The 26385-nt window shown below is 49.1% G+C and carries 23 protein-coding genes and 2 riboswitches; of the genes, 16 read left to right on the forward strand and 7 right to left on the reverse strand.

From position 1 onward, the window contains the following. Nucleotides 1-22 precede the first annotated feature (22 nt). From PHW04_08295 to PHW04_08325, 7 genes are all read left to right on the forward strand, one after another. A complete protein-coding gene (locus PHW04_08295; protein ID MDD2715876.1) occupies nucleotides 23-364 on the forward strand; it encodes a DUF3795 domain-containing protein in 342 nt (113 codons plus the stop codon). Nucleotides 365-442: 78 nt separating this feature from the next. Continuing rightward, entirely contained in the window at nucleotides 443-862 is a 420-nt protein-coding gene (locus PHW04_08300) for an NUDIX hydrolase (GenBank protein ID MDD2715877.1), read from the forward strand. Nucleotides 863-928: 66 nt separating this feature from the next. Next, on the forward strand, nucleotides 929-1465 hold the full coding sequence (locus tag PHW04_08305) for a hypothetical protein (protein MDD2715878.1): 537 nt from the start codon (nucleotides 929-931) through the stop codon (nucleotides 1463-1465). Then, a complete protein-coding gene (locus tag PHW04_08310) occupies nucleotides 1462-2316 on the forward strand; it encodes a CPBP family intramembrane metalloprotease (GenBank protein ID MDD2715879.1) in 855 nt (284 codons plus the stop codon). The genes PHW04_08305 and PHW04_08310 overlap by 4 nt, the downstream gene beginning before the upstream one ends. Before the next feature lie 86 nt (nucleotides 2317-2402). Next, nucleotides 2403-2849 carry a hypothetical protein gene (locus PHW04_08315; GenBank protein MDD2715880.1) on the forward strand — a complete coding sequence of 149 codons (447 nt, stop codon included), beginning with the start codon at nucleotides 2403-2405 and terminating at the stop codon, nucleotides 2847-2849. A 38-nt stretch (nucleotides 2850-2887) separates the two neighbouring features. Continuing rightward, nucleotides 2888-5989 (forward strand): UvrD-helicase domain-containing protein, encoded by a 3102-nt coding sequence (locus tag PHW04_08320; protein ID MDD2715881.1) that lies wholly within the window; start codon nucleotides 2888-2890, stop codon nucleotides 5987-5989. Nucleotides 5990-5996: 7 nt separating this feature from the next. Continuing rightward, the gene (locus tag PHW04_08325) at nucleotides 5997-8780 is read left to right on the forward strand and encodes a PD-(D/E)XK nuclease family protein (GenBank protein MDD2715882.1); all 2784 of its coding nucleotides are present in this window, start codon (nucleotides 5997-5999) and stop codon (nucleotides 8778-8780) included. Nucleotides 8781-8968: 188 nt separating this feature from the next. Here the strand turns inward: PHW04_08325 and PHW04_08330 are convergent, their stop codons facing one another. The 7 genes from PHW04_08330 to PHW04_08360 all read right to left on the reverse strand — a co-directional run bounded on the left by PHW04_08330 (nucleotide 8969) and on the right by PHW04_08360 (nucleotide 17549). Further along, nucleotides 8969-9529 carry a hypothetical protein gene (locus tag PHW04_08330; protein MDD2715883.1) on the reverse strand — a complete coding sequence of 187 codons (561 nt, stop codon included), beginning with the start codon at nucleotides 9527-9529 and terminating at the stop codon, nucleotides 8969-8971. Continuing rightward, a complete protein-coding gene (locus tag PHW04_08335) occupies nucleotides 9501-9944 on the reverse strand; it encodes a RecX family transcriptional regulator (protein ID MDD2715884.1) in 444 nt (147 codons plus the stop codon). The genes PHW04_08330 and PHW04_08335 overlap by 29 nt, the downstream gene beginning before the upstream one ends. Before the next feature lie 6 nt (nucleotides 9945-9950). Continuing rightward, a complete protein-coding gene (recA, locus tag PHW04_08340; GenBank protein ID MDD2715885.1) occupies nucleotides 9951-10940 on the reverse strand; it encodes a recombinase RecA in 990 nt (329 codons plus the stop codon). A gap of 405 nt (nucleotides 10941-11345) precedes the next feature. Beyond that, a complete protein-coding gene (gene pruA / locus PHW04_08345) occupies nucleotides 11346-12977 on the reverse strand; it encodes an L-glutamate gamma-semialdehyde dehydrogenase (protein ID MDD2715886.1) in 1632 nt (543 codons plus the stop codon). A 42-nt stretch (nucleotides 12978-13019) separates the two neighbouring features. Then, complete coding sequence (locus PHW04_08350) at nucleotides 13020-13586, reverse strand: hypothetical protein (protein MDD2715887.1); 567 nt, start codon at nucleotides 13584-13586, stop codon at nucleotides 13020-13022. An 81-nt stretch (nucleotides 13587-13667) separates the two neighbouring features. Beyond that, nucleotides 13668-15485 (reverse strand): KUP/HAK/KT family potassium transporter, encoded by a 1818-nt coding sequence (locus tag PHW04_08355; GenBank protein MDD2715888.1) that lies wholly within the window; start codon nucleotides 15483-15485, stop codon nucleotides 13668-13670. Nucleotides 15486-15491: 6 nt separating this feature from the next. After that, nucleotides 15492-15660, reverse strand: a riboswitch (cyclic di-AMP (ydaO/yuaA leader). Nucleotides 15661-15737: 77 nt separating this feature from the next. Continuing rightward, nucleotides 15738-17549, reverse strand: coding sequence for a KUP/HAK/KT family potassium transporter (locus PHW04_08360; protein MDD2715889.1), 1812 nt, complete (start codon nucleotides 17547-17549; stop codon nucleotides 15738-15740). Nucleotides 17550-17586: 37 nt separating this feature from the next. Next, a riboswitch (cyclic di-AMP (ydaO/yuaA leader) is annotated at nucleotides 17587-17739 on the reverse strand. A 145-nt stretch (nucleotides 17740-17884) separates the two neighbouring features. Here PHW04_08360 and PHW04_08365 point away from each other — a divergent pair. From PHW04_08365 to PHW04_08405, 9 genes are all read left to right on the forward strand, one after another. Next, nucleotides 17885-18157: an ACT domain-containing protein gene (locus PHW04_08365; GenBank protein ID MDD2715890.1), complete on the forward strand. Its 273-nt coding sequence runs from the start codon at nucleotides 17885-17887 to the stop codon at nucleotides 18155-18157. Between the two features lie 143 nt (nucleotides 18158-18300). Further along, nucleotides 18301-19662, forward strand: coding sequence for a PFL family protein (locus PHW04_08370; protein MDD2715891.1), 1362 nt, complete (start codon nucleotides 18301-18303; stop codon nucleotides 19660-19662). Nucleotides 19663-19679: 17 nt separating this feature from the next. Continuing rightward, nucleotides 19680-20483, forward strand: a complete 804-nt coding sequence (locus PHW04_08375) for a sensor histidine kinase (GenBank protein MDD2715892.1) — start codon at nucleotides 19680-19682, stop codon at nucleotides 20481-20483. A 1-nt stretch (nucleotide 20484) separates the two neighbouring features. After that, complete coding sequence (locus PHW04_08380; protein ID MDD2715893.1) at nucleotides 20485-20793, forward strand: PilZ domain-containing protein; 309 nt, start codon at nucleotides 20485-20487, stop codon at nucleotides 20791-20793. Further along, nucleotides 20790-21179, forward strand: a complete 390-nt coding sequence (locus tag PHW04_08385; GenBank protein ID MDD2715894.1) for a tetratricopeptide repeat protein — start codon at nucleotides 20790-20792, stop codon at nucleotides 21177-21179. The genes PHW04_08380 and PHW04_08385 overlap by 4 nt, the downstream gene beginning before the upstream one ends. Next, on the forward strand, nucleotides 21166-22521 hold the full coding sequence (locus PHW04_08390) for an ATP-binding protein (GenBank protein ID MDD2715895.1): 1356 nt from the start codon (nucleotides 21166-21168) through the stop codon (nucleotides 22519-22521). Before PHW04_08385 ends, PHW04_08390 begins: the two co-directional genes overlap by 14 nt. Nucleotides 22522-22523: 2 nt before the next feature. Then, nucleotides 22524-23219, forward strand: a complete 696-nt coding sequence (locus tag PHW04_08395) for a class I SAM-dependent methyltransferase (GenBank protein MDD2715896.1) — start codon at nucleotides 22524-22526, stop codon at nucleotides 23217-23219. 76 nt (nucleotides 23220-23295) lie between these two features. Beyond that, nucleotides 23296-25269 carry a clostripain-related cysteine peptidase gene (locus PHW04_08400; protein ID MDD2715897.1) on the forward strand — a complete coding sequence of 658 codons (1974 nt, stop codon included), beginning with the start codon at nucleotides 23296-23298 and terminating at the stop codon, nucleotides 25267-25269. Nucleotides 25270-25272: 3 nt separating this feature from the next. Next, the gene (locus PHW04_08405; GenBank protein MDD2715898.1) at nucleotides 25273-26259 is read left to right on the forward strand and encodes a hypothetical protein; all 987 of its coding nucleotides are present in this window, start codon (nucleotides 25273-25275) and stop codon (nucleotides 26257-26259) included. Nucleotides 26260-26385 lie beyond the last annotated feature (126 nt).

Here is a 26385-nt window from a genome sequence, read left to right on the forward strand (position 1 = left end):
CGAACCAAAAAATGGAGGTCTCATGAATTCTTACTGTGGTCTGGAATGCGGCACCTGCGAAGCTTATCTCGCCACGAAAAATAACGACGGCAAGCTGAGACAGGAGACTGCCAAAAAATGGTCTGCCCAGTTCAACTCTGACATCAAGCCGGAGCAGATCAACTGCGAAGGCTGCAAGGGCCAAGGAGTAAAATTCTCCCACTGCAATGAATGCAAGGTCCGCAAATGCAATCTGGCGAAAAAATATGAAAACTGCGGTTTATGCCCTGATTATCCGTGCCAAGACGTCTCCTTTATAGTGGACAACGTGCCGCCTGCCAAGGAATACCTGGAACAGGTAAGAAAGGGCCGCAAGAAGAGCTAGTGGTTCCCCACTTGTTCCGTCCAGCCAGGCCTATCGATAATTTCCATGAATTCAAGGTAATTTAATTATGATTTTTTTATGAAGATCAGACCGATTGCGATTGGAATTCTTCGCCGGAATGATCAGATCCTGGTCTTTGAAGGATCTGACAGTGTGAAAAACGAGACTTTCTACCGGCCCTGCGGCGGCGGAATCGAGTTCGGCGAAACAGCTGAACAGGCTCTGGTCAGGGAATTCCGGGAAGAACTGAATCTAAATGTAAAAATCCTGAACCGGATCGCAGTGCTGGAAAACATCTTCACCTGCAATGGCGTGCCTGGACATGAAATCGTATTCGTCTTTGAAATCGAGTCGCTCGACAGGGAAATCTACTCCAGATCCGAATTGGAGGGCGTGGAAGACAATGGCGAAAAATTCCGCTGCCTCTGGAAGCCGCTCTCTGATTTCAGGAATGGCAGCATTCTTTATCCGACCGGACTGGTTGATTCATTGTCATAGAATTATCAGTCCTAATTGCTTATCGCTTTCCTTTAAATCAAGCTTGCGTTAAGATACAATCTTTTCATGTTCAGAAAAACTGATTCCAATTTGAAAACCAGCCAGATACTGCAAAAAATCGAAAAATCCAGGAGTTTTCATGAATCAGAGCTCAAGATTGAGCCTGAAATTCTTTCACTTGTGAACGAACTGAACGGCCTGACCGGAATCATCACCAATGAAAGTTGCGGCGGGCATCCTGAAAAATTGCAGCTCCCCTGGATCAGATTCACCCTGGACGACCCTCATGGTTTGGATCAGCTGGCCCTGGTTTCAGTATCAACAACAACATTCGGCTGGCTCCTGGTCTGCGAACCGAACCTGGCGGTAAATCCGGATACGCTTAAAATACCCTCATTTCTAAAAAAGATCAGTTTCAGGTTCCTGCTCCTTCCTGCAGCGGCTTTTCGGAACAGAGAAAGCCTGCCCGGCCCTTTGATAACCGCGGAAAGCCGCGAACAAGTGGAAAAAGAGCAGGAAAAAATCAGTCTGATCGCGGACTTTATTTTGAAGAACAGGGATAAGTTCGAATACACTTTGGAAGAAGTCAGAAAAACAGTATGAGAAAAAAATTGACAGGATTTTACAGCAGTTTGACTGCATCTGAACTGATGTTTGTTCTGACCGGAATCGGAATTTATCTCGGTTCCTGTTATTACTTCAAAGAGTTTCCTTTTCTCTTTGTCTTGTGGAATCTGCTGGCCGCAATATTTTTAATCAGAATGAATCCTTCCAATGAGGAAAAATCAGGCCCTGACAAAAAAACGGCAGTTTTTCTGATCTGCTACCTGGCGGTTTATCTGATTTCGATGTACTGGCTCACAATTCTGGGGGCATCGATATTTTACTGGCTGGTGCAGTTTCTGATCCCTGCGGCAATCCTCAAATTCATGGGATACAGCCTGAAAGATGTGAATTTTGAATTTAAAAGGATTTTTTCCGGATTCAGGCAGATGCTGCCTGTAATGATCTGGTTCCTGCCCTTATTGATGTTTACAGTCCGGGATTCGGAAAAGATACTCCAGATCATGAAAACCCCTAAAGTTTTTCTCTGGCTCCCTCTGGCCATGCTGCAGATGCTGATCATGGTAGCTTTCTGGGAAGAATTCCTGTTCAGGGGCTGCCTGATGTCGTCCCTCAAAAGTCTGACCGGCTCGCCGGTGATAGCTGTAGCAGCGAGTTCCCTGATTTTTGGAATTTATCATTTTCCTATGAGATATCTGAATGTAAAAAGCGAATTCTTCCACAGTTTTTATGGAGCACTGGCAGGCTGCATCCAGGAACAGTTCCTGATGGGAGTGTTGCTGGCCATAGCTGTGTATAAAACTAAAAATGTCTGGTCAGGGATCTGGCTCCACGCTTTTCTGAACGGATTCAGCGCAATTTACAAGATTTCCCAGCTGATAAAATTTTAACTGCACTTGCGGAGACAAGCCTGTCACTGCATCCAGCCCTGCAGATTCATTTTGACAAATTCCCTCAAAAAAAATACAATGTAGTCATGAAAAATTTATTGATCATAAGCTTTCTTTTTCTTTCTTTTACTCTCACAGCCCAGGTGAAATCCGATCTGACAACTGCGGTTTCAAATGAAAACACGATCAAAGAACTGCAGTTGAAGATTTCAATTCTGGTTTCCGAACTGATCAGGCTGGAAGCGCGAATCCAGACCCTGGAAATCGAAGTGTCGGAACTGAAAAACAATTCCGTTAATAAAAAAGATCCGGCTTCACTGTTGAAATTAAGGACTCTCTGGGAGACATTGACAAAAGGAATGACCGAGAAAGAGGTCAAAAAAATCCTGGGTGACCCGGAAAAAATCACAAAGTCTGAACTGATTTCTCCGAAGTTCAAGTACACTGTTTGGGACTATGAATATTTCAATCATGCCCATGACGGGCGATGCACTTTTCTGGACGGGAAGCTTGATTCCTGGACTTCTCCCTGAAAGGCGCTCCCATCCGTAAAATCCACGACATCTCAGAATTGTGCGAGCTGAAATTCCCGCTGATTCTGCGCGTGAACGCTTCGGCCGGATCGGGCAAGACCAATCTGCTGGCTGCCTGGTTCATAAAGCTTCTGTTCGAGAAAGGCGTCAAGCTCGAAAACATCCTGGCCATCACTTTTACCAATGCCGCTACTGCAGAGATGAAGACCCGCATTCTCAGCACTCTCAAGTCGCTGGCTTTTCCTGGCAGCGGAAAAGCCCTGAATACGGACAGTGTGGAAGGTCTGATCCCGGAAAAACCAGAACAGAAAGAAATCATCAGGCAGATCGATTATCTGATCTCGCATTATTCTGATTTCAACGTGCGCACAATCGACAGTTTCATCAATACTCTGGTCACTGTCTCTGCCCTGGAACTGCGCTCATCGCCCCGCCAGGAAATCCGGCTGGACGTGAATTTCTACCTGGAATACTGTTTACAGCAGTTTCTCCGCAAATACGGGAAAGTCGCGGAGCCTGAGATCACAGGGCTGATCAATGACCTGCTTGAACTGATGTTCACTTATGACAGATCTGATACCTGGTCAGTGCATGACAGGATCATGGAAAAAGTGATTGAACTCAGAACCAGGGAACTTTCTTCTGCAGACGGTTTCCAGGCTGAACTCAGGGACGATTATTATGAACTGCTGATCAGATTCCTTAAAACCGCCTCTGAGCTGCTCGCTCTGATCGACGAATCAGGACAATCCGACAGTTTCATCCAGTATTTTCTTAAATTCCTGGAAAAATCAAGGGAGTTCACAATGCCGCCGGATTCCAAGCAATGGCCGCTGGAACCAGTGGAGGCGTGGCTGAAAAAAAACAGGAATTTCGATTTCAAGGGACTGGAAGTGCGTCTCTGCGAAGATTACGGCCGTTTCGTGGCAGCAAGCCTCGGGAAGGACACCTATCATCATCTGAAGATACATCAGGAAATCAAAAGCATACTGACTGATGTGGAAAACAGAGGGAATCTCCTGTTCATCGACGAACTTAACATGCGGATCCACTCCCTGATCGGAGATTCGGGAGGCATGCCTGCCTGTCTGTTTTTCGCAGGCGCTGACTTCACCCATTTCCTGATCGATGAGTTCCAGGATACGAGCAGGCTGCAGCTTTCAAACCTCTTCCCGCTGGTGGAAAACGCACTGTCAGGCGAACACGCCTCAGGCAGCTCCTTCTTCCTGGTCGGAGACATGAAACAGGCGATCTACAGATTTTCAGGCGGCAGTTCCAGACTATTCCTGGAAATTCCAGATCTTTTCCCTGCAGTCGAGCAGAAAGTCGATTTTTATCTGGAAACCAATTTCCGCAGCGCTCCTGAAATCGTGAAGTTCGTGAATCACACTTTTTCGACAGTCAACCTCTCTGCCTGGATTTTACGGCAGGCGGATGCTAAAAGCTTTTTCGACCAGGCATTCGCAGATTCCATAGCTGAAATCTATTCTTCCCCTGCCCAGAAAATCCCTGAATCCACGTCCGGAGGCTATGTCTCGCTGACCTGCCACGAAAACGCAGAAGGCATTCAGGAAGAAAAACTGAAGGAAATTTTCGCTGGCCTCGCTGCGCGGTTTCCCGACGGGAATGCTGAAATTGCAGTGCTGGTGCGCAAAAGAGACGAAGAGGAAAAAATCGCCTCTTTACTCCTTTCCATGGCTCTCCCCTTTACAGTTATTTCCGAAAAAAGTCTGGATGTGAGGGAAAACCAGGAAATCGCGGAAATCACTGCCCTGTTGCGCTTCCTGAATTCGCCGCTTGACAATCTCTCCTTTTTCACGGCAGTCTCAGGGAATCTCTTTAGAGCGCTGACCGGCCTGTCTGGAAAAGAGCTGCTTTCCTGGCAGTTGAACTGCCGGCGTCAAGTACCTCTTTACATTTCTTTCCGCGAAAAATACCCGACATTCTGGGAAAACCATTTTTCCCCTTTTTTCAAGCGGGTCGGATTCCTCCCCCCCTATGACCTGGTCCGGGAAATCATGGAAAACTGGCAGTGTTTTTCCTTACACAGGGATCTTTCCGGAATCTTCCACCATTTTCTGGAACTGGTCTCATCCAGGGAAGAGAGAGGAGAAAACAGCCTGGAAGCATTGCTGGAGTTCATAGCTTCCGGTGATGATGACTCGTTTTATCTCAAATTATCCGGTTCTCTGGCCGGCATCCGGATCATGACCATGCACAGGTCAAAAGGATTATCTTTTGACATCACAGTCCTGCCAGGGCAATGCATCAAAAAGCGCAGCTCCAGGAAAAACGAGTTTTTCGTCCCTGCAATGGATGGCTCGGTCACAATGGTGAAAATGACCGCCGGTCTGGCCGGAAATCTGGCATCCTGCACCGAACCTCTCGTTGCGGCAGCTGTAGATGCGTATAAAAATGAACAGCTGAACTCGTTTGTGGATGAACTCAACCTGAATTATGTGAGCTTTACCAGAGCCAGGCAGGAAATTCATGTCCTGATTCCTGAGACTGACGATAATCTTCTGCCTGATCTTCTGTTCACCGGAGATGCAAGAAACCTGCAATATGGATCTCTTTTGAAAACCAGCACTGAATCGCCGGTGGAACCGGAAGTCAGCAAGGAACTGCCCAGGCCTCAGACCCACTGGTACGACAAACTGGTGCGCGAGAAAATCACGCTCCAATCGCTGGAATCCTCCGAATCAGCAGATTTCGGAGATGCAGTGCATTCCATCCTGTCGGAGATTATTTACGCTGATCCTGAGAAAAACAGGGAAGTGCTGCTTGATAAAATCCGCTCTTCCAGGGCTGTGCGGCAGAACCTGATTCCAGCTGAAATTGCCATCAGCACCATAATCCCGACGATTGAAAAGCTGAACAGCTTCTTTTCCCCTGACTCAGGCGAAATTTTCACTGAACTGGAATTCATGACTGCTGAAGGAGAAAGGCTGGTTGCAGATCGGGTGATTCTGCGGGAGGGCAAGCTCACGGTGCTGGATTACAAGACAGGAGCCAGAACCGAATCTCATCACGAACAGGTGAGAAAGTATCTCAAGCATCTTGGCGGCATCTTCAAGGCGACATCAGCAGAAGGATACATCTTTTATCTGAAGGAACAGAACCTGGAGAAATGCATTTGAGAATAACATGCTGAAAAAATTCATCACTCTTGATTACAGCGTTGACCTGCTGGAACATCTTTGCGGCATGCTGCTCGACGGAAGTCAGCTTGAGAGGAAAATGGTGATTTTCCCGGGCAAGCGGCCGGCGCTGTATCTGAGAAAAAAGCTCTCCCTGAAACTGGGACGCGATTTCCTGCCTCCGCAGATCCTGTCGCTTTCCGAACTGATCAACAGGTGCGTGGAACCGGCAGGCCGGGAAATCGATTCAAGCGAAGGCAGCTTCCTGCTTTACAAGTTTCTGAATGAACTTCCTTCAGGCCCGTTGCAGCAGAAACTCAGCTCGTTCAGAAGCTTCTCGGCATTTTTCTACTGGGGACTGGAACTTTTCAGGTTATTCGAGGAATTCCTGTCAGGATCGATCGGAGAAACTGAAATCAGGCAACTTTCTGAAGCCCAGGAATTCGCGGAAGCTCCGCCTGAAGCGCTATATCTCTGGAAAAACATGGGCGAGATCTTTTCCAGCTGGTGCAGGATGCTTGATCGGGAAAAACTGCATACTGCAGGTCTACTCTGCCGCAGGGCAGGCGATCTCAGCAGGATCGAACTGCCAGGCGTCGATCAAATCATCTTCGCTTCATTCTATTCCCTGACAGCCAGCGAACAGAAGCTGTTCAGGAGGATCATGGAAAGCAGGCCTTCAGTATATCTTGCACAGTGCGAGCCTGCAGATCAGGTGGTCCTGAATCTGTCACGCAGTTTCGAAACGACTCAGGAACGCGTAAGTTCCATTTTAAAAAAACCTGCTGTGACCCATCATCAGGCTACCAGTGTGCAGCACGAAATGGTGCTGCTGCGCGAATTGTTGCGCGGATCAGGAGATCTGTCTGACTGTGCGGTGGTAATGCCGAGGTCAGAATCACTGATACCTTTCCTCTGGGAAACCGCGGATTACCTGGACCAGGATTACAACGTTTCTCTGACATATCCGCTTAAACGCACCCCTTTTTACAGCCTGCTCGAACGGATCATGCAGGTGCAGGAAACCAGAGTGGAGGAAAAATATTACTCCAGGAATTTTCTCTCGCTTTTCTCCCATCCGTATGTGAAAAGCATCTCGTTTGAAGGTCAGGACCCTTCTCTCACCAGGATGGTGGTGCAGAATCTGGCTGAAACCTTCGAAAAAAAGCAGCTCCAGTTTTTTTCCATCTCCGAGCTGCCTGACCTCTTGAAGCCTGACTTGAGAACTTCACACAACGGACTGCCTCCTGCTATAGAGGAGCGGCTGCTTCATTTCCTGCTCGCTAAATTCATCCGGAATTTCGAAGCTGTCTCATCGCTGGCAGGCCTGTTTTCCGGATTCAAATCAATGCTCCTCTTTCTGTCCGGAAACAGCGACAGCGTGCATTACTACTTTGCGCCTGAGTTTCTGGAAAGCTTCCTGACACTGTTCTCAAGCCTGGAAAAAAGCTGCCTTTCCGAGTATGAGGCCGGAAGCGGGAAAAGCACGGATCTTTTCAACATTTTCAGGCATCTGGCTGAGCAGACTTCAGTAAATTTCAGGGGTGTGCCTCTCAAAGGCTATCAGGTGCTCGGACTGTTCGAGACCAGATCCCTCAAATTCGGCAGGGTTTTTTTTCTGGACTTGAATGACGACGTGCTCCCAAGTGTCAGGAAATATGAGGCCCTGATTTCTCCCGCGCTGCGCAAAGCGGCGGGCCTGCCAACATACAGGGACAGGGAACTTCTTTACAGACATTATTTCAGAGCAGCGGTTCAAGGTTCAGGTGAAGCCCATCTGTTCCATTTAACAGGAGCGGACAAAGTCAAAAGTCGTTTTGTGGAAGAATTCATCTGGGAACAGGAAAAAGTTTCAGGCAGGCTTTCGGCTTCCGTTTTCGAACAGGCTTTCCCTGTAAGGCTGAAAAAAGATACAGGTCTCAAGATTTTCAAGGATGAGATCATGAAAACGCTTTCAAACATGACTTTTTCACCTTCCAAAGTGGACACCTACCTGAACTGTCCGCTTTCCTTCTATTTCAAGTACCTGGCGCATTTCAGGGATCTGGCCGAAGAATCACAGGCTGTCGCGCTGGGAAGCCTGGTGCATACGATACTGGAAAGACTTTTTACGGGGGTGAAAAATCTGAATCATCAGGAAATCCGCAGACTTCAAGACATACTGCCCCGGATCATCGATACTGCTTATTCTGAAAACTATCCGATCCTGGAGGGTGAGATCCTGATCGGGAAAAAGCTGGTGGAAAAAAGGCTTGAGGATCTGCTGAAGCTGGAGTCCCGCAGATTTTCAGAAATCCCGGGAAGGCTCGTCGGACTTGAACATGAAATCAGGGGAGAATTCCCCCATGGCGGCCTCAGATTCCAGGGTAAGCTGGACAGGGTGGAAAAACAGGGCTTTACGCTCAGAATCATTGATTACAAAACCGGAAATGTCGATTTTCTAAAGCCCAGGATCCGGGAAATCCTTGAGTCAGATTCTCCCATATCCGAACGTACTGAAATGAAACGCCTGATCCGCTCATTCCAGCTTCCCCTCTATCTTCACCTGATCAGAGAAGAAGAGACAGCCAGTGATCTAGATGCCTGCTGGTTTGCGATCAAGCAGGTAGAACTGGTCAGTATTTTCGGAAAAACCAATCCCAAAGAAAAAGAGGAGCTTCTAGATAGAATTCTTGATTCCTGCCGGCAGCTGACCGCTGAAATGCTCGATCCTGAAACACCGTTTGAAAACCAGTGTAGGGATGCAAAGGAATGCGGCAGCTGCAGCTTCAGGCACCTCTGCGGAGGTTGAGAATAAAAAGGCATACATTTATATGGCTGATCAAAAATGCCCAGATGCTAGGCGACCGAGATTGCGCAAAGCGAGATGTATCTAGTGCATCTAAACCAATGAAGTAGCATTGGTCAAGATGCACTTGAAAAGTACATTGAGCTGCGCAAATCGAGGTCAACGACGCAGATGGGCGTTTTTGATCAGCCTTAGTTCAATTGATGCTCATCGTCTAGAGTGATGTCTATCCTCGGCCGCTCTGATCTCTTCGGGTCGAAAACTTTTTGAACAGGCAGGAGGGCAGCATTCGGGTTGCGGTTGTCACCGGTTGAAAACAGCTTCTGATAATCCTGAATTGTGAATGAGCCCATCTGGACAGGCATGTGGATGCTCTCTCTGGCTGGCAGGGAACGGTTGAATTCAGCAATTTTCCGCTCCAGACTTGTGTATCTGCCATCTATTTCATCACCCAGAGAATTGAAATAAAGGACTTTCTCATCGCAGATGGCCAGCAGCTCCTTGAGTTCTTCGGTTTTCGTTTCCAGCTGCCGGATGTTGAGAGCGCTGTTTTTCTTGAATTCCTCATAGATTTCGATCAGCTGAAATTTGATATCCAGAAGTTCATCGATGTTTTCAGAATTTTGAAGTTTCTCGTTTTTGGCGGAATGTCTTGCGCAAGCAGACACTATCCAGTAAAGGAACAATCCCAGTACTGTTCCGCTGAAAAGTATCAACAGGTGGTCAATCTGAGTCAAGAAATCCAAGTTCATCTAAAATTGTCCTGCCTTCTTCTTCCGAGAAACATCCGGAGCGGAGAAAATTTAATGTTTTTTTCCGGTCTGTTGCGAGTTTGTTTTTTTTCAGATAATTCAAGGCAAGTGTTATCAGCTGCCCGTCAGGAAACAGCTTAACAATTTCCTGGGCTTTTTCAAGAGGCACTCCCAACTTGTCAAGCAATGACAGCAACCGTTCCCGCCCTACCGGCTTTTTCGCAATGGTTTTGTAAAGAATTTCCGACAGTACCCTCTCGTCATCCAGCAGGCCGAGTTTGTCAAGTTCCTCTAATGCACAATTAATTTCAGTGAAGGAAAAACCGGCAGAAGCCAACTTCCGCCGGAGTTCATACGATGAATAGTCGCGGCTGGTGAAAAGTTTCAGTGCAAATTCACGGCAGCTTCTGTGCATAGGCCGTCAGCCAGCCAGTTTCTCCTTGACTTTGGATGTGACCTCGTTGTAAATGTCGATGTTTTCCTTGAAGAACTGCTTGACGTTTTCCTTACCCTGCCCGAGCTTGTGCTGGCCATATGTATACCAGGCTCCGCTCTTCTCGATGATGTTATACTCAGCGGCCAGATCTACGATCATGCCGGTTTTGGAGATGCCTTCGCCGAAAATCATCTCGAATTCTGCAAACTTGAAGGGAGGAGCCACTTTATTTTTGACGACCTTCGCCTTGACACGGGTTCCGACCTGCTCTCCGGCCTTTTCCACATTTCCACATTTTTTTACCTCGATGCGCACCGAAGCATAGAACTTGAGGGCGCGTCCGCCGGGGGTGGTCTCAGGGTTTCCATACATCACGCCGGGCTTTTCGCGGATCTGGTTAATAAAGATCATCAGCGTCTTGGTTTTAGAGATGGCACCGGTGAGCTTGCGCAGTGCCTGTGACATCAGCCTCGCCTGCAGCGCGATATGGGCATCCCCCATTTCTCCCTCGATCTCGGCTTTGGTTACAAGAGCTGCCACGGAGTCAAGCACGATGGCATCGACGCTGCCGCTGCGGATAAGTGTTTCACAGATTTCAAGGGCTTCCTCGCCTGAGGAGGGCTGGGAAACCAGGAGGTTATCGATATCCACGCCGAGAAGCTTGGCATATTCAGGATCCAGAGCGTGTTCCACATCTATGAAGGCCACGATGCCGCCGGATTTCTGGGCTTCTGCAGTCACGAATAAGGCCAGCGTAGTCTTACCGCTCGATTCCGGGCCGAAGATTTCGACGACCCTACCGCGGGGCAGGCCGCCAATCCCGAGGGCTTTGTCCAGAGTGAGTATTCCAGTGGAAATCGTCTCCACTTTCAAAACTTGAGAGTTATCGCCAAGCCGCATGATGGCCGTCTTTCCGAACTGCTTCTGCACATAGGAAATCGCCATATCCAGCGCACGCTTCTTGTCATCTGCCAGTCCTTTTGCTTCTTTTTCTTCTACCATAGTGTCGCGCTCAGCATTCTTTGCCATCAAATGTACCTCCGTAATTCATTGAATAGATTCTATTCTGCCGGAGATTTTTTGTCAATAAACTGGTTTTCCGGCTGATGCAGAGGATATAACAATCCGCGTGCCAAAATCCAATCCCTTGATAAACGCAGATAGAGACGCGCTGAGGCAATTCACTATCTGGTGAATCCGTATCGTTTTGATAATCTACCGTCTCAGATTGAGATGGATCAATTCATCAATAATTGATCGTCAATATATGATTACTAAAGATGACTGTTCAAAAACATCCGGATGCTAGGCATAAGAGGCTCTAACAAATAAATTTGTAAAAGCCTCTATACAACAACGCAGACGGGTGTTTTTCAACAGTCACTTTTCAGCCATGAATGGATATCCATACGCCTTGGGCGGGTCGAACAGCTCCTTGATCGCCCTGGGGCTCGTCCAGCGGATCAGGTTAAGCTTGCTGCCGGCCTTGTCATTGGTGCCTGAAGCGCGGCTTCCGCCGAACGGCTGCTGTCCTACCACTGCTCCTGTAGGCTTGTCGTTCAGATAGAAATTACCGGCTGCGTGGCGGAGAGCGTTTTCCATCTGCACGAGGGCATAGCGGTCCCGGGCAAAGACAGCGCCCGTGAGGCCGTAAGGAGATCCGGCATCACAAAGTTTCAACGTTTTTTCATAATCCTTGTCAGCATAGACGTAAATCGTGAGCACAGGGCCGAAGATCTCTTCCACCATGGTTTTGAACTTGGGATCCTTGGCGAGGATCACGGTAGGCTCGATGAAAAATCCCTTGCTGGAATCACATTTCCCGCCGATCACCACTTCCGCGTCCTTGCTCTTTCTGGCGGTTTCGATGCAGGACTTGAGGTTGTCGAATGAATTCTGGTCGATCACGGCACCCAGGAAGTTTGTGAAATCTTCGGTGTCCCCCATCCTGATCGTGCGGATCTCGCTGTCCAGTATCTTGAGCAGCTTGTTCCAGATGCTCCTCGGCACAAAGGCGCGCGAAGCGGCAGAGCATTTCTGGCCCTGGTATTCGAAGGCTCCCCTGATCATGGCTGTAGCGAGAGCCCTGATGTCAGCCGTCGGATGAGCGAAGATGAAGTCCTTGCCGCCCGTTTCTCCGACGATGCGCGGGTAACTCCTGTATTTCCCGATGTTGTTCCCGACAGTTTTCCACATCTGCTGGAAAACTTTGGTGGAACCCGTGAAATGGATCCCGGCCAGTTCAGTGTGATTGAGCACGATCTCGCCAATCTGTGCCCCTGTGCCGGGGATGAAGTTGATCACACCCGGGGGCAGTCCGGCTTCTTCAAACAGTTTCATCAGGAAATACCCTGAGTAGACAGCAGTGGAGGCAGGCTTCCAGAGCACTGTGTTTCCCATCATGGCCGGAGCTGACGGCAGGTTTCCCGCGATCGAGGTGAAGTTGAATGGAGTGACGGCGAACACGAAACCTTCCAGTGGCCTGTATTCCAGCCTGTCCCAGTATGCGGAAGTGGAACCGGGCTGATCTTTGTACAGCTCTCTCATGAAATAGGCGTTGAAACGGAAAAAATCGATCAGTTCGCAGGCAGCATCGATTTCTGCCTGAAAGGCGGTCTTACTCTGCCCGAGCATGGTGGCGGCGTTCAGAGTGGACCGCCAGGGACCGGCCAGCAGCTCGGCGGCTTTCAGAAAAATCGCCGCCCTGTGTTCCCAGGGCATGTTTTCCCACTGCCATTTAGCAGCGAGTGCGGCCTCGATGGCCTTCCTGATCTCAGGTTCCCCTGCCTTATGATAGACTGCCAGTACATGTTTCTTATCATGCGGGATGATGCATTTTCCGGTCTTCCCGGTCCTGATCTCAGTTCCACCGATAATCAGAGGTATTTCATATTCCTTACTCTTGAGTTCAGCCAGTCTGGATTTGAGTTCCTTTTTTTCCCTGGCCCCCGGGGCATAAGCAAGGATCGGCTCATTGACAGGTGTTTTAACTTCGTAAATTCCATTGGACATTTTTCACCCCCGTAACTATTGATCATAAAAAAGAGTTTATCTTCAGGCCGGGGAATTTTCAAACTGCCTGCTCCGGATCCTGCCAGCAGTTTCTTCCAGGGCAGCAGAAAAAATATCCGGAGTCCACTTGCCGGCAGTTTTCAAGCTGTTCAGGCATGCCGAAAGGTCGATTTCCAATTCAGGGCAGGGTTTGAAAATCAGCAGTTCTTTTTCCAGGATTTCGAGAATCCTGAGCAGCTGCTTCTTCTCTGCTACAGCAGCCGGCAGCTCGCTGATTGACTGAAGCAGGCTGGGTTTAAGCAAGGTTTGAATCACATGCTTCGCAAATTCCACGAATTCAAAGGCCTCGGAAACTACAACGGGTTTTTGCACAAGGAAAAACAATCCATCAGTCACAAAACTGGTAATCCTGGTCAGATAGGGTTTCAAAAATTTAAATCCCTTGTTGATCTCTGAATACGACTCCTTGAACAATGGCAGATTCTTCACCGCGTCATACCGCTCCGGGTATTTTTTGATCAGTTTGAACGTCATGGACTGCAGAATATCCATCAAATCCAGAATCTCCGGCGGTACTGCTATGAAATGCCTGTCGATCTTGTTGTCCATCTGATATCTCCAAATTAATTCTGCTCAAATTCTAGCGGATTGAGCTTAAACATGCAAATTAACAAACCCTGCATCCGGTTTTTACATCTGCACTCTGGTGACGACCCCATGCAGTTTCTCTGAAGGCAGGTGGTAAAACTCAATGTAATGGGGGGTGATCTTACGGATCAGACGGAAAATCTTCCAGATCGGGCTCTCAGTATCGATCTCTTCTACTCCATAAAAAACTGCAACTGCGTTGATTCCGGCTTCTGTGAGCACCTGCTCCAGTTCAACTTGCTCCATATATCCGGTAGTGATCAGGAACGGCCTCAGTCCAGGCGCGATTTCCTCGCCAAAAGTCCAGCTGACCCCGAAAGGCGTAGTAGTGGTAGATACTGAAACCAGGTAACAGTTGCGGTAGATAATCCGGTGGGTAAAAAATGTCCTCACTATGTAAGGAGGGATGAAATTCGGGTCGCGCGCAAGGAATACCGCATTCCCGTCAAGCATTGTCCCGGCAAAGCGTGCTTCCAGGTATTTTTCCCTGAATTCCGTTAAAGAAGTTGGTTTGAGCCTTTCAAACAATCGCCGCTGGCCTCTGGTGTATAGAAGGATCAGCAGAAAAGGGATGGAGGAAATCACCAGCGACCAGTAGCCTCCCTGGGGTATTTTATGCAGGTTGGCGCAGAGATATGTCAGGTCCACCAGAACCACTGTCAATGCTCCGAAAAGGTGCAGCTTCCGTTTCCGCAGAAAAAAGAGCCAGCACATCAGGATTCCGGTGATAGTCATGTCGCCGGTCACTGCGAGCCCGTAAGCGGCAGCAAGGCCTGCCGAACATTTGAAAACAACCATCAGAAGCAGTACGAAGAAACACAGAAACCAGTTGACGATCCCGATATAGATCTGCGTGCGGATTTTGGCGGAAGTATAGTCTATTTTAAAGAGTGGAATCAGGCGGGCTGCCATGGCCTGGAAGGCGATGGAAAACATCCCGCTGATCATGGCCTGGGAAGCGATCACAGTGGCCATGATGCTCAGGATCAGGAAAGGTACATACAATGGCTGCAAAACCGAATTCACCATGGAAAACAGGGGATTCACTACTCCGGTATGCAGCAGCAGGAATGCGCCCTGGCCCAGATAGCAGAGGATCAGGGTGAAATACACAAAGTACCATCCCCTGACAATGGGCAGGCGGCCTAAATGTCCCATGTCCGTGTACATGGCTTCGCCACCTGTGCTGCAGAGGATCACGGCTGAGAGAAGGAAAAAGCCCCTGCTGCCCTGATGCCAAAGAAAAAGGAGTCCCTCGAGCGGATTCAGCGCCCGGATCACTTCAGGGCACTTCAGGACCCAATAGAATCCATAAATGCCGAGGGTGAGGAACCAGACCAGCATGACTGGGCCAAACGTCCCGGAAACTTTTCCGGCTCCGTTGCGCTGGACCGAAAACAGGAACAGGGCGATCGTGCCCGCAAGTATGATCAGAGTCCATTGAGAGACATCCAGGCAGCCGGGAATCAGCCTGATTCCTTCCACGGCGCTCAGGATGCTGATTGCAGGGGTGATCACTCCGTCACCAATCAGCAGCGAAATACCCAGGAAAGAGAGCAAGGTGATGATCGACTTCTTCGCACCTGAGAGCTTGGGTTTGATGATGCCAGCCAGGATCAGAGTACCTCCCTCACCGTTGCGGCTCAAGTGAGTAGCCAGCCAGGCATATTCAAGCGTAACCAGCACGAAAAGCGTCCAGATGATCAGAGAAACGATTCCCAGCACATTGGCCGGTTCATGTGGAACCAGCAACAGTGCGACTGCCAGGGTATAAATAGGGCTGGTGCCGATATCTCCGAACACCAGGCCCAGAGACTTGATCAGGCCTGATAAGTCCGAAATGAGTTCACTTTTAGTGATTTTCACTAACGCCCTTCCACATGCCTGCGAGGTTAGCTGACGGGCTCGGGCCTGGAAGTGCCCTTCCCGGACTCTTACAAAGTACTCTTTGTTAGAGACTGGGATACGCCCCAGGAAATTGGTTCCCCCGCATCCTTTTGCAGTTATCATTACAAGGATTCGGCTGCTTGTGTAAAAATATCATAAATAATTTACTGAAATCAGTAAATTTTCCGTTAAAATTTATATTTTCACGGCTGCTTTGTCAAATCGTCAAATTTCAACCCTGGTGATCACGCCGTGCAGCTTCTCAGACGGCAGACGATAGAACTCAATGTAATGAGGCGTATTTTTACGAATGAAGCGGAAGATTTTCCAGACCGGACTCTCAGTATCGATCTCTTCAACTCCATAAAATATTGCTACCGCGTTGATGCTGGCTTCGGTCAGGACTTTCTCCAGTTCCACATGCTCCATGTACCCCGCGCTGATCAGGAACGGCCGCAAACCGGGCGCGATTTCTTCTCCAAAAACGGAGGTAATGCCATACGGTTTTGTGGTGTAAGAAACAGAAACCAGGTAGGAATTGCAGTATATGATCCGATGAGTGAAAAAAGTCCTGACTATGTATGGAGGAATGAAATTCGGATCTCTTGCCAGAAACACTGCATTCCCTTCAAGCATCCGCCCATTGGAACGCGCTTCCAGGTATTTTTCCCTGAATTCCGAGAGTGGAGTGGGTTTCAATCTTGAGAAAAGACGGCGTTGTCCATTGGTGTATAGCAGTATCAGGAATAGAGGGATCGAGGAAATCACCAGAGTCCAGTATCCTCCCTGAGGAATCTTGTGGAGATTGGCTAAAAGGTAGATAAGATCGACAAAAGTGACAATCACTGCTGCAGCCAGATGCAGTTTTTTCTTACGGATGAAAAAAATCCAGCTCATCAGAATCCCGGTGATAGTCATGGTCCCTGTTACAGCCAGCCCGTAAGCAGCCGCAAGACCTGCCGAATTCTTGAAAACAAACATCATCAGCAGCACAAAAAAGCAGAGAAACCAGTTCACGATCCCGATGTAGATCTGGGAGCGGATGCGGGCAGAAGTGTAATCGATGCCCAGCAGAGGAATCAGGCGGACAGCCATTGCCTGGAAAGCGATGGAAAACATCCCGCTGATCATGGCCTGGGAAGCGATCACAGTCGCCATGATGCTGAGAATCAGGAATGGAACGTACAATGGTCTGGATAGCGCATATACCATAGAAAACAAAGGATTCGTAACGATGGGATGAAGCAATAGAAAAGCGCCCTGGCCAAGATAGCAGAGGATCAGAGTAAAGTATACGAAATACCAGGCCCGCACGATCGGCAGACGGCCCAGATGGCCCATGTCCGCGTAAAGGGCTTCGCCACCTGTGCTGCAAAGGATTACTGCCGAGAGGATTAAAAACCCATGAATTCCATGATTGACGAGGAAATAGAGTCCTTCCAGCGGATTCAATGCCCGCAGAACACCGGGTGCCTTTATAATCCAATACATGCCATAGAGTCCAAGAGTTATGAACCATAGGAACATCACAGGTCCGAATGTTCCGGCCACCTTTTCAGTACCGAATCTCTGAAATGAAAAGAGGAAAATCGCGATAGTGCCGGCCAGAATAATTAGTGTCCATTGAGAAAAGTTTAGGCAGCCTGGGATCAGCCTGATGCCTTCTACTGCACTCAAGATACTGATCGAAGGCGTGATCACTCCATCTCCGATCAGAAGGGATATGCCCAGATAAGACATGAATGTCATGAAAATCAAGCGCCGACCCCGGAGCCTTGGCTTGATGATCTCTGCCAGCACCAGCGTGCCTCCCTCGCCGTTCAGTGAAAGATGAGTGGCAAGCCAGGCATATTCTACAGTGACCAGCACGAAAAGGGTCCAGAGAATCAGCGAAATGATTCCGATGATATTTGCCGATTCGGGTGGTATCAACAGGAATATTACTGCCAGAGTATAAAGCGGGCTGGTACCGATATCACCGAAAACTAGTCCGAGAGATTTAAGAAACGAAGAATAATCCGTAACCGGTTTTTTCAAGACTCCTCCAACGGGCAGTGGAGGAGTAACATTCCGCCATTGCCCTTCCAAATGCCTGCGAGGTTAGCTGACGGGCTCGGGCCTGGAAGTGCCCTTCCCGGACTCTTACAAAGTACTCTTTGTTAGAGGCTGGGATACGCCCCGGAGATTGGTTCCCCCGCACCCCTAAAGTTTCTAACCTCAAAGGTAAGAGACTCTCGGGATTTAGGCTGCATCCGGATGACTTTATACCCAGGCTGCTGGTTTGTCAAGAGACTATTGTTTTTTAGCAGATCAGGGAATAAAATGATTCCGAACCGGAAATATAAGGTATTTTTAATTCCCGGAGGGTTCAATTGGATAAGGTAGTCTTGACAGCCTTCGGCATGGATAAGGTCGGGATCGTGGGAAAGATCACCACCCGGCTTGCGGAATACAACTGCTCCATTCTGGACATGACCCAGACCCTGATGAAGGAGATGTTCACCATGATGATCATCTTCAATACCCAGGGCTCCTCGCTCGCCTTCAATGAACTGAAGGAAAAGCTCGAGGGGCTTGGGGAAGAGCTGGGAATCAAGATCTTTGTTCAGCATGAGAATGTTTTCAGGTATATGCATAGATTATAAAGACAGGTACAAAAGATACGAGGCACGAGGTTTTAGGTGCGAGGGAAGAAAAATTCCGAACCCCGAATCCCGGACCGCGAACCCCGCAAAAACAGGATGATTTTTATGACAGCAGGAATTTCATTAGCTGACCAGGAGTCCTCATGAGCATCCGCCCTGAAGAAATCCTCGAAACCATAGGTATGATCGAGGTTTCACACTTTGACATCCGCACAGTCACCATGGGGATCTCCCTCAGGGACTGTTCAGGCAATTCAGTGGGCGAGATTGCGGACAAGGTTTATAAAAAAATCGTGATGAAAGCTAATTCCCTGGTCAAAACCGCCAGAGAGGTCGAGGTTAAATACGGCATCCCGATCATCAACAAAAGAATCTCAGTAACCCCGGTCTCGATCTTCGCTGAATCAGCCAAGGAGCATGATTATACAGAGATCGCCAGAGCCATGGATCGGGCCGCCAAGGATGTCGGAGTCAATTTCATCGGAGGGTTTACAGCGCTGGTTCACAAGGGTGCCACTCCAGGCGATGACAGTCTGATGGAATCGATCCCTGTCGCACTGTCACAAACGGAACGCGTCTGCGGCTCTGTGAATCTCGCTTCCACCAAATGCGGGATCAATCTGGACGCTGTCTATAAAATGTCCAAAATCATTAAGGAACTGGCACGCCTCACCAAAGACCAGGGCAGCATCGGCTGCGCCAAGCTCGTGGTGTTCGCGAACGTGCCTGAAGACAATCCATTCATGGCAGGTGCTTTCCATGGTATCGGAGAGCCTGACTGCATCATCAACGTGGGGATCTCAGGGCCGGGTGTTGTTCTCTCAGCCGTGGAAGCAGCGCCAGATGCCGATATGACCGAACTCTCCAACATCATCAAGAAAACCGCCTTCAAGATCACCCGGATGGGAGAGATGGCGGGACAGGAAGTCTCACGCATGCTGGGAATACCCTTTGGAATTGTCGATATCTCTCTGGCTCCGACTCCAGCCCCGGGTGACAGCGTAGCTGAAATCCTGGAAAAAATGGGACTGGAAAAATGCGGCACTCACGGCACCACCTGCTGCCTGGCCATGCTCAACGATGCGGTAAAAAAAGGCGGAGTGATGGCTACCTCACATGTCGGGGGATTGTCAGGGGCTTTCATTCCTGTATCGGAAGACGCCAACATGATCGCTGCGGTCCGCGCAGGAGCATTGAGCCTTGACAAGCTGGAAGCCATGACCTGCGTCTGCTCTGTCGGTCTGGACATGGTGGCAGTCCCAGGCGACACACCGGATGAGACCATCGCCGCCATCATCGCAGATGAAATGGCGATCGGAGTCATCAACAATAAAACCACTGCGGTCCGGATCATCCCGGTCTATGGGAAAAACGTCGGGGAGTCCGTGAGCTTCGGTGGCCTGCTTGGTGAAGCCCCGATCATGCCTGTCAACAAGTTCAGCTCCTACAAATTCATCAAGCGCGGTGGCAGGGTGCCGGCACCTATCCAAAGTCTGACTAATTAAAATTTGCTAGAGGGTCCATGGACAACAAAAGCTTAGAACTGGAAAACATTCTACAGGAATGTGAAGAGATTAAAAAACAGCTTCTGAACAGAAATGTCCAGCAAATGGATTATTTCAATATGGCTTTAACCAGCATTCAAAAACATGCCCGCAATGTAATCAAGCAGTTCAACCGTGAATTGCAGCAGATAAATCTGAATCGCCATATCATCAGCTCCCAGGAAGAGGAATACAAGAGAATCACCCGTGAAATACATGACGGTCCTGCGCAGACGATGTCCAACCTGATCCTGCATCTGGAGCTTTACGAACAAGTGAAAGACAGCAATCAGGAGGAGGCAGCCAAGGAATTGACCAGAGTAGGAGAACTCGGCAGAGAAACCATGCTGATGATGCGCAGCTTTCTCCGCGAATTCCGCCCCATGGCACTGGATGACCTGGGACTGATACCAGCGATCAACCGCTACCTGGAGCAATTTAAAAAAGACACGGGCATCAATCTGATCATCTCGCTGGATGAAACCCTCAACTTCACAAAAGAGATGCAGATCAACCTTTACAGGATTATCCAGGAATCATTGCACAACATCAGGAAACACAGCCAGGCTAAAAATGTGACGATCGAACTTGAGAAAGTAGACCAGCTCTGTTATTTAACGATCAAGGATGACGGGAAGGGTTTCTCACTGCATGCGGATTTCGAGGGGCATTTCGGGTTGATCAACCTCAGGGAGCGCATGGGCCTGGTCAACGGAACCTTCAAGATCAAAACTGAACCCGGCAAAGGCTGCGAAATTACCTGCAGCTTCGCGGAGGCGTAAGATTAATCAGCGCAGAAAGTTCTTCCGGAAGAAAACAGTGATCCAGGCCAGAGCGGAATTCCAGGGCAGGAGTGTTCCTGTCATGATCACCGGGCTATCGGGTTCAGGCTGTGAACTGGAGAGCAAGGAGGAATTGGCCACTGATCTGCTGCTGTCCTTTGAGTTTTTAGGCAACTCATATTCCATGAGGGTCAGGCTGGTCTGGCAGTTCCAGAAGGACAAATTCTATTCCGGCGGGGAACTCCTGATCAGCAGCCAGGCGCGAACTGAGATAGTAGACTGGATTCTAAGCGAGATTTTTCCAAAATGATTTATTTAATCTGGTTATTAGGCGGGCTTCTTTTTACCAGTGTGGCGATTTACATGCTCTATCTTTTTTATTATCAGGAAATCTACCGCCTGGAACAGATCGCTGAAGAATATCCCGGTTACGCAGATGTCAGATTCAAACTTGGCAAGATCTACCGAGAACGCAGAAAATACGACAAAGCCAAGCTATACCTGGAAGAGGCAGTGAAGATCTATCCGTATTATCTTGAAGCCTATAAGGAACTTTACGAAATATTCCTGTCCCTGAATGACAGAGAGTCGGCCCGCAACATCCTTAAAAGGCTCAAGCAATTTGCCGAGAGTCAGCAGGATTCCGCGATGCTCTCATTTGCCAAAAACAAATTGGCCGAGCATGAAAACCCTTAGAGCAAAGATAAACTTCCATTTTCTGGTGCTGTCTGCGATCACAATCCTGGTGCTGGCAATTTTTTCAGTGGTGATCCTGCAAAAGCTCATGCTGCAGAGAGGCCTGGAAAACGCCCAGTTTCTGGCCCGCAGCATTGCCCTGATGGTGGACGCAAATTTCAGCAACACCGACCGTCTCGACCGATTCTTAGCTGATATAGCGGAATTCTGGCATCTTTCCCAGGTCACGGTCAGGGATGGAGACGAAATCCTCTATAGCTTTCCAAAAGTACAGAATGATCTGAAATCCGGTAAGTCTGCCCGGGTGAAATTTCTGGAAGCCAGCTACTACTTCGATCTCACCCGCTTCGTGGAAGTCAAGACTCCGCTCGCGCTCGGGGGGCGCAGCGCCGAGATCGTAGTCAAGCTTTCGATCGTCAACCTGCAGGAAGCTATCGGCTCGCTCATATTGGATTACGCCATCATCTCTTTCGTAGTCTTCAGCCTTGTTTATTTCATCACCAACTTCATCTCCCGCCTGATTGTGGGACCGATCAGGGCTACAGCCATGGCAGCCAGGGGCGTCGCAGCAGGGGATTACCGGGAGATCAAGGGAATAGAAGCCGAAAACGAACTGGGTGAACTGATCACTGCTTTCAACACCATGGTGGGAAATCTGAAAAAATCCATGGAGGAAAACAAGCTGGCCATGGTGGGTAAAATGTCGGCCAGTATCGCCCATGAGATCCGCAATCCTCTGGTAACGATGCAGGGCCTGACTGAGGTCATGCTGGAAGAGGCCGTTGTTCCGGAATTCAAGAAAGACCTGCGGGTGATCCAGAAAGAAGTACAACGCCTGAATCTTTTCGTGGAACAGCTTCTCCAGTTCGCCCGCCCCAAGCCACTCGAATTCAAGAAGGAAAATCTCCAGAAGCTCACCGGAGAGGTTCTCACGATGATGAAGCACGACTTCAAGCAGAAGAAGATAGAAATAGTGCAGGAATGGGAGAACATCCCCGAACCGCTGGTAGATGCCAATTCAATCAAACAGGTCTTCCTGAATCTCCTGTATAATGCACTGCATTTTTCCAATCAGAATACTGTCATCAGCATCAAAGGATACTTCGGGAACCTGGAACGCGGACATCTTAAAGTCGAAATCTCAGATAAGGGCGCAGGCATCCCGGCTGAAACTCTGCCCCGTGTATTCGAACCTTTTTTCACCACCAGGGAAGGCGGGAGCGGCCTGGGTCTCGCAATCGTCCGCCGGATCATGCAGGCCCACGGCGGTGATATCTATCTCCTGTCGCGGGAAGGCGTAGGCACGACAGCGGTTCTGTTCTTCCCCCTGACTGACGCGTAACAATGAAACTGCAAAAACTTCTGGCTGACCCGATCGGAGTATTGAAAAGGCGGATCCGGCTTCTTTTTCAACGGCTCAAATACCGTTCAGGACGTGATTACAGATCAAAGGACTACTGGGACGAACGGCACAAAACCCATGGACTGGAACTGACAGGCGTAGGAGATGCCGGATTATCGACTGAGGAAAACCTGAAAGATTACGAGACTGCCGGTAAAACCCTGGCACTTTTGCTGGACCAGTGCAGCCTTGATTATTCCAGGATCAGCATTCTTGACATCGGATGCGGAAACGGCTATTACGCGCAACTTCTCAAATCAAAAGGTGCAGCCAATTATCGCGGGATCGACATCAGCGACGTGCTTTTCCCTGAATTGAGGGCGAAAAGCGGTTTCAGATTCGACAGGCTGGACATCGGTTCCGACAGCCTTGAGGATATTTATGATCTGGTCTTGATGATTGACGTCACCCAGCATATCGTTTTCGACGATAAATTTTCGTTCGCCATGAGGAATGTCAGGGAGCACCTCAAACCTGGAGGAAGTTTTGTCGTTACCTCATTCCTTTCGGAAAAGAAACGGCACAGCTTCTACGAAGTGTCTCGCCCATTTGAACTCTATTGGAAGGAATTTCCCGGCTTCCATTTCTCAAATCCTTTGCCGTTCCGCGACAAGTTCATTTTCCTGATCAGGAAATAATAGAGATTCCAGAAACCTCTTCACCATTTGGCGGTACTCTTGATTGCAGCTATAATTAAATCAGAAGGGAGAAAGTATGAGGTTTTGGCTGTTCCTTCTGATTCTTACGTCAATCCCGGCCCTGTGTGCCGATTCTACTACAACCGTAGCCAAATGGAGCGCCTGGACGGTCATGATCTGGATGGACGGGGACAACAACCTGGAGCCGTATGCGATCAGGAACATGAATCAGATCGAGAAGGGTTTCGTCGAAGACAGGGGCTTGCGGGTCGTGGTGCAGCTGGACAGGATCACAGGCTATGACACTTCGAACGGCAACTGGACAGACACCAGGCGCTTCCTGATCAAGCACGATTCGGACGAGGCGAACATCGGCTCCACCATGCTCCAGGACATGGGTGAAATCAACATGGGTTCAGGCACAGAACTCAATAATTTCATCTCTTACTGCGTTACCAATTTCCCGGCCCGAAAATATATGCTCATCCTCTGGGACCACGGCTACGGCTGGATCGACCAGGGTCTGGATACCCAGGAAACGGACGTGATCAGGACGCAGCTCGTCAGAAGCGTCTGCGCAGACTCCACCAACAGGGATGAACTGACTCTGACGGAGATTTACAATTCACTCTCTTTTTTCAAGGAACGGACCGGCCAGAAACTGGACATTCTGGGATTCGATGCCTGCCTGATGCAGATGCTGGAAGTCGCCTATCAGTTCGAGCCATGGGTAGACTATATTGTGGGCTCTGAGCTGCCGATCAATGTCAACGGCTGGCCTTATGAAAAACTGATCAATCTGCCCTGCTTCAACATGGGTATCAAACCCCTGGATTTTGCCAAGGCCATCACACAATATTTCAATGAGTATTATGCAACAGCCGGAGTCGGATCAAGCACTCTCTCCTGCCTTGCCACCAAAAATCTCAATGAAACCGCAGGGCTGGTCAGCCAGCTCGGCCTGGCGCTTTATACTTATTACGACAAGACGGCCTTCGGCCAGATCATTCCTGCCACCACCTATTTCATCAGCGACACCTGGGACTCGAAAATCCGCCATTATTATGTGGACCTTTGCGATTTCACAGACCAGATCGCTGCCAATGCCACCTATTCCACAGTTTATCCGGCAGTCAAGAATATCTGCAACGCCGTGCGGGATCAGATCACCGACGGCACAGCCACTGGAGAAACCAAAGACGGGACTCTTGTCTCCACTTTTACCGACACCCACCTGGTCAATCTGTATATTTATCGGGACCCTTATAAAACAAACCAGATCTCCCCTGCGATGATCACTCAGGTTTTCCCGAAAAATTTCTCGATTTATCAGTGGGACAAAACCTCGGTCAATTTCAGCTTCAGCTTCATCAGCACTAATCCGGATTTCAAAAACAACATTATGGATATCAAACCTGCCGGAGGAGAAGGATCCTGGATCTTCACCAATGCAGGCGGCACCGGTTATTCATTCAGGCTCTATCCTACAGTCCACCACACCGCCTGCCCCTCGCAGATGGAATATTACAAAATTCCCGGAGCAGTCTCCACTACCTGCAGCGGCAAAGCCAAAGTCTCCCGGCTTGTCAAGTCCAATTATATAAGTTCAGACTCCTCGGACGTCAATGTGGACAAAGCCAGAGGACTCAGCATCTGGATTCCCACGCTGATCACAGGCCCGCTTCCCACAACCTGGGAAATGGACAATTACAGGCATCTGCGCTTCGCCAGGGACACCTATTGGGATGAATTCCTGCTCCTGACCATGACCCAGGCCGGCAGGAGTGAATACCTGTCATACGACTATCTGGAGGAGAAAGCTGCGGATCTGCGGAAATACGCAGGCACTGAACTGGAACCTCAGATGTACGAATCACTTAAAATGGAAATGGAACTCAACATGATTTCCGACCATGATGAGGATGTCCAGCAGTTTGTCCAGAAATACAGCCAGGATCCGTCGCTTTTGAAACTCTGCCGTGAGTTCGGCCAGCGGCTTGGCGATATCAATAAGATCCGTGAAAAAACAGCAGTCCCAGGGGAGGAATAAGTCATGGTAAAATCTACACTCACAGTGATTCTTGTTCTGTTGCTGGTTTACGAGGCTGCAGCTGCAGGAACCGGCATCACCTTTTTCGGAAAAAAACAGTATGAAGTGCTGCTCGCAAAATACTCGGCCAAGATCGACGAAGGCTCTTTCCAGGCTTCAGAACTATTAAATGAAGTCGGCGGGATCAGGAGCAATTATGTGCTGGCCCTGATCTCGCAGCTGTTGGAAAAAGTCAGGGTGAGCGATTTCATGCAGAAAAACACGAATACTGACAACGAAAGGATACTGGAGTCTTATGCAAGCCGCAGCGGCCGCGCAGGATCGGGCACTCCAAGCATCGGGCAGATCGAGTTTTCAGCCCTCACAGCCACGCAGTACACTGCTAAAAGAGCATACAACAGCAACCCTTTCCATCATCCGATGACCAACTGGTTTTACGATTACAGCAGTGTGGAGCCTTTCACGGTGGGGGTCCTGGGCAGCCACGAAAACGCCTCCGTATTTTACGGCTATTCCACTGTCGGGCCGGGATTCTATGATTATTACCCTGCCAGCTACTTCAATTCCATCCGCTCTTATTCTACCTGGTACCGGTTGTACCTGACCTTCGACCTCTCAGCACTTCCCTATCCGATCAACATCGTAGACTCCTATCTCAAGATCGACAGGATAAATATCCATTGCGGCAAGGAAGAGGAAGGAGGGATGTCTGTCGGCTTCCTTTCCACCACCGAAATTCACAATTTCTATGACCTCGACACCTTCGGCAGACTTTCCGAGGCCACTGTGGCTACTTATGGATACGGCTCAGCCAAAGAATGGGTCAAGATTTCACCGCTGGACGACATTGTTCCTTACTGGATGGACAAAACCGCCCATGGAATTGTCGTCAATTTCAAGCCACTCTCTGACCGTGACTATGACAACTGGTTCTACTTCAACAAAATCTGGAAACGGAATGTAAAGCTTGTAGTAAGATACGAATTGTAGTGAAGCAGATTATTAATTTAACTGCTATATGGTTCGGGGTACGAGGTTCGGGGCTCGGAGAACCAGAAGAGACATTTGATTAAAATCTTTAGCCTCGCACCTCGTGCCTCGGTCCTCGAACCTCCC

Source organism: Candidatus Wallbacteria bacterium, assembly GCA_028687545.1.
Taxonomy (GTDB): domain Bacteria; phylum Muiribacteriota; class JAQTZZ01; order JAQTZZ01; family JAQTZZ01; genus JAQTZZ01.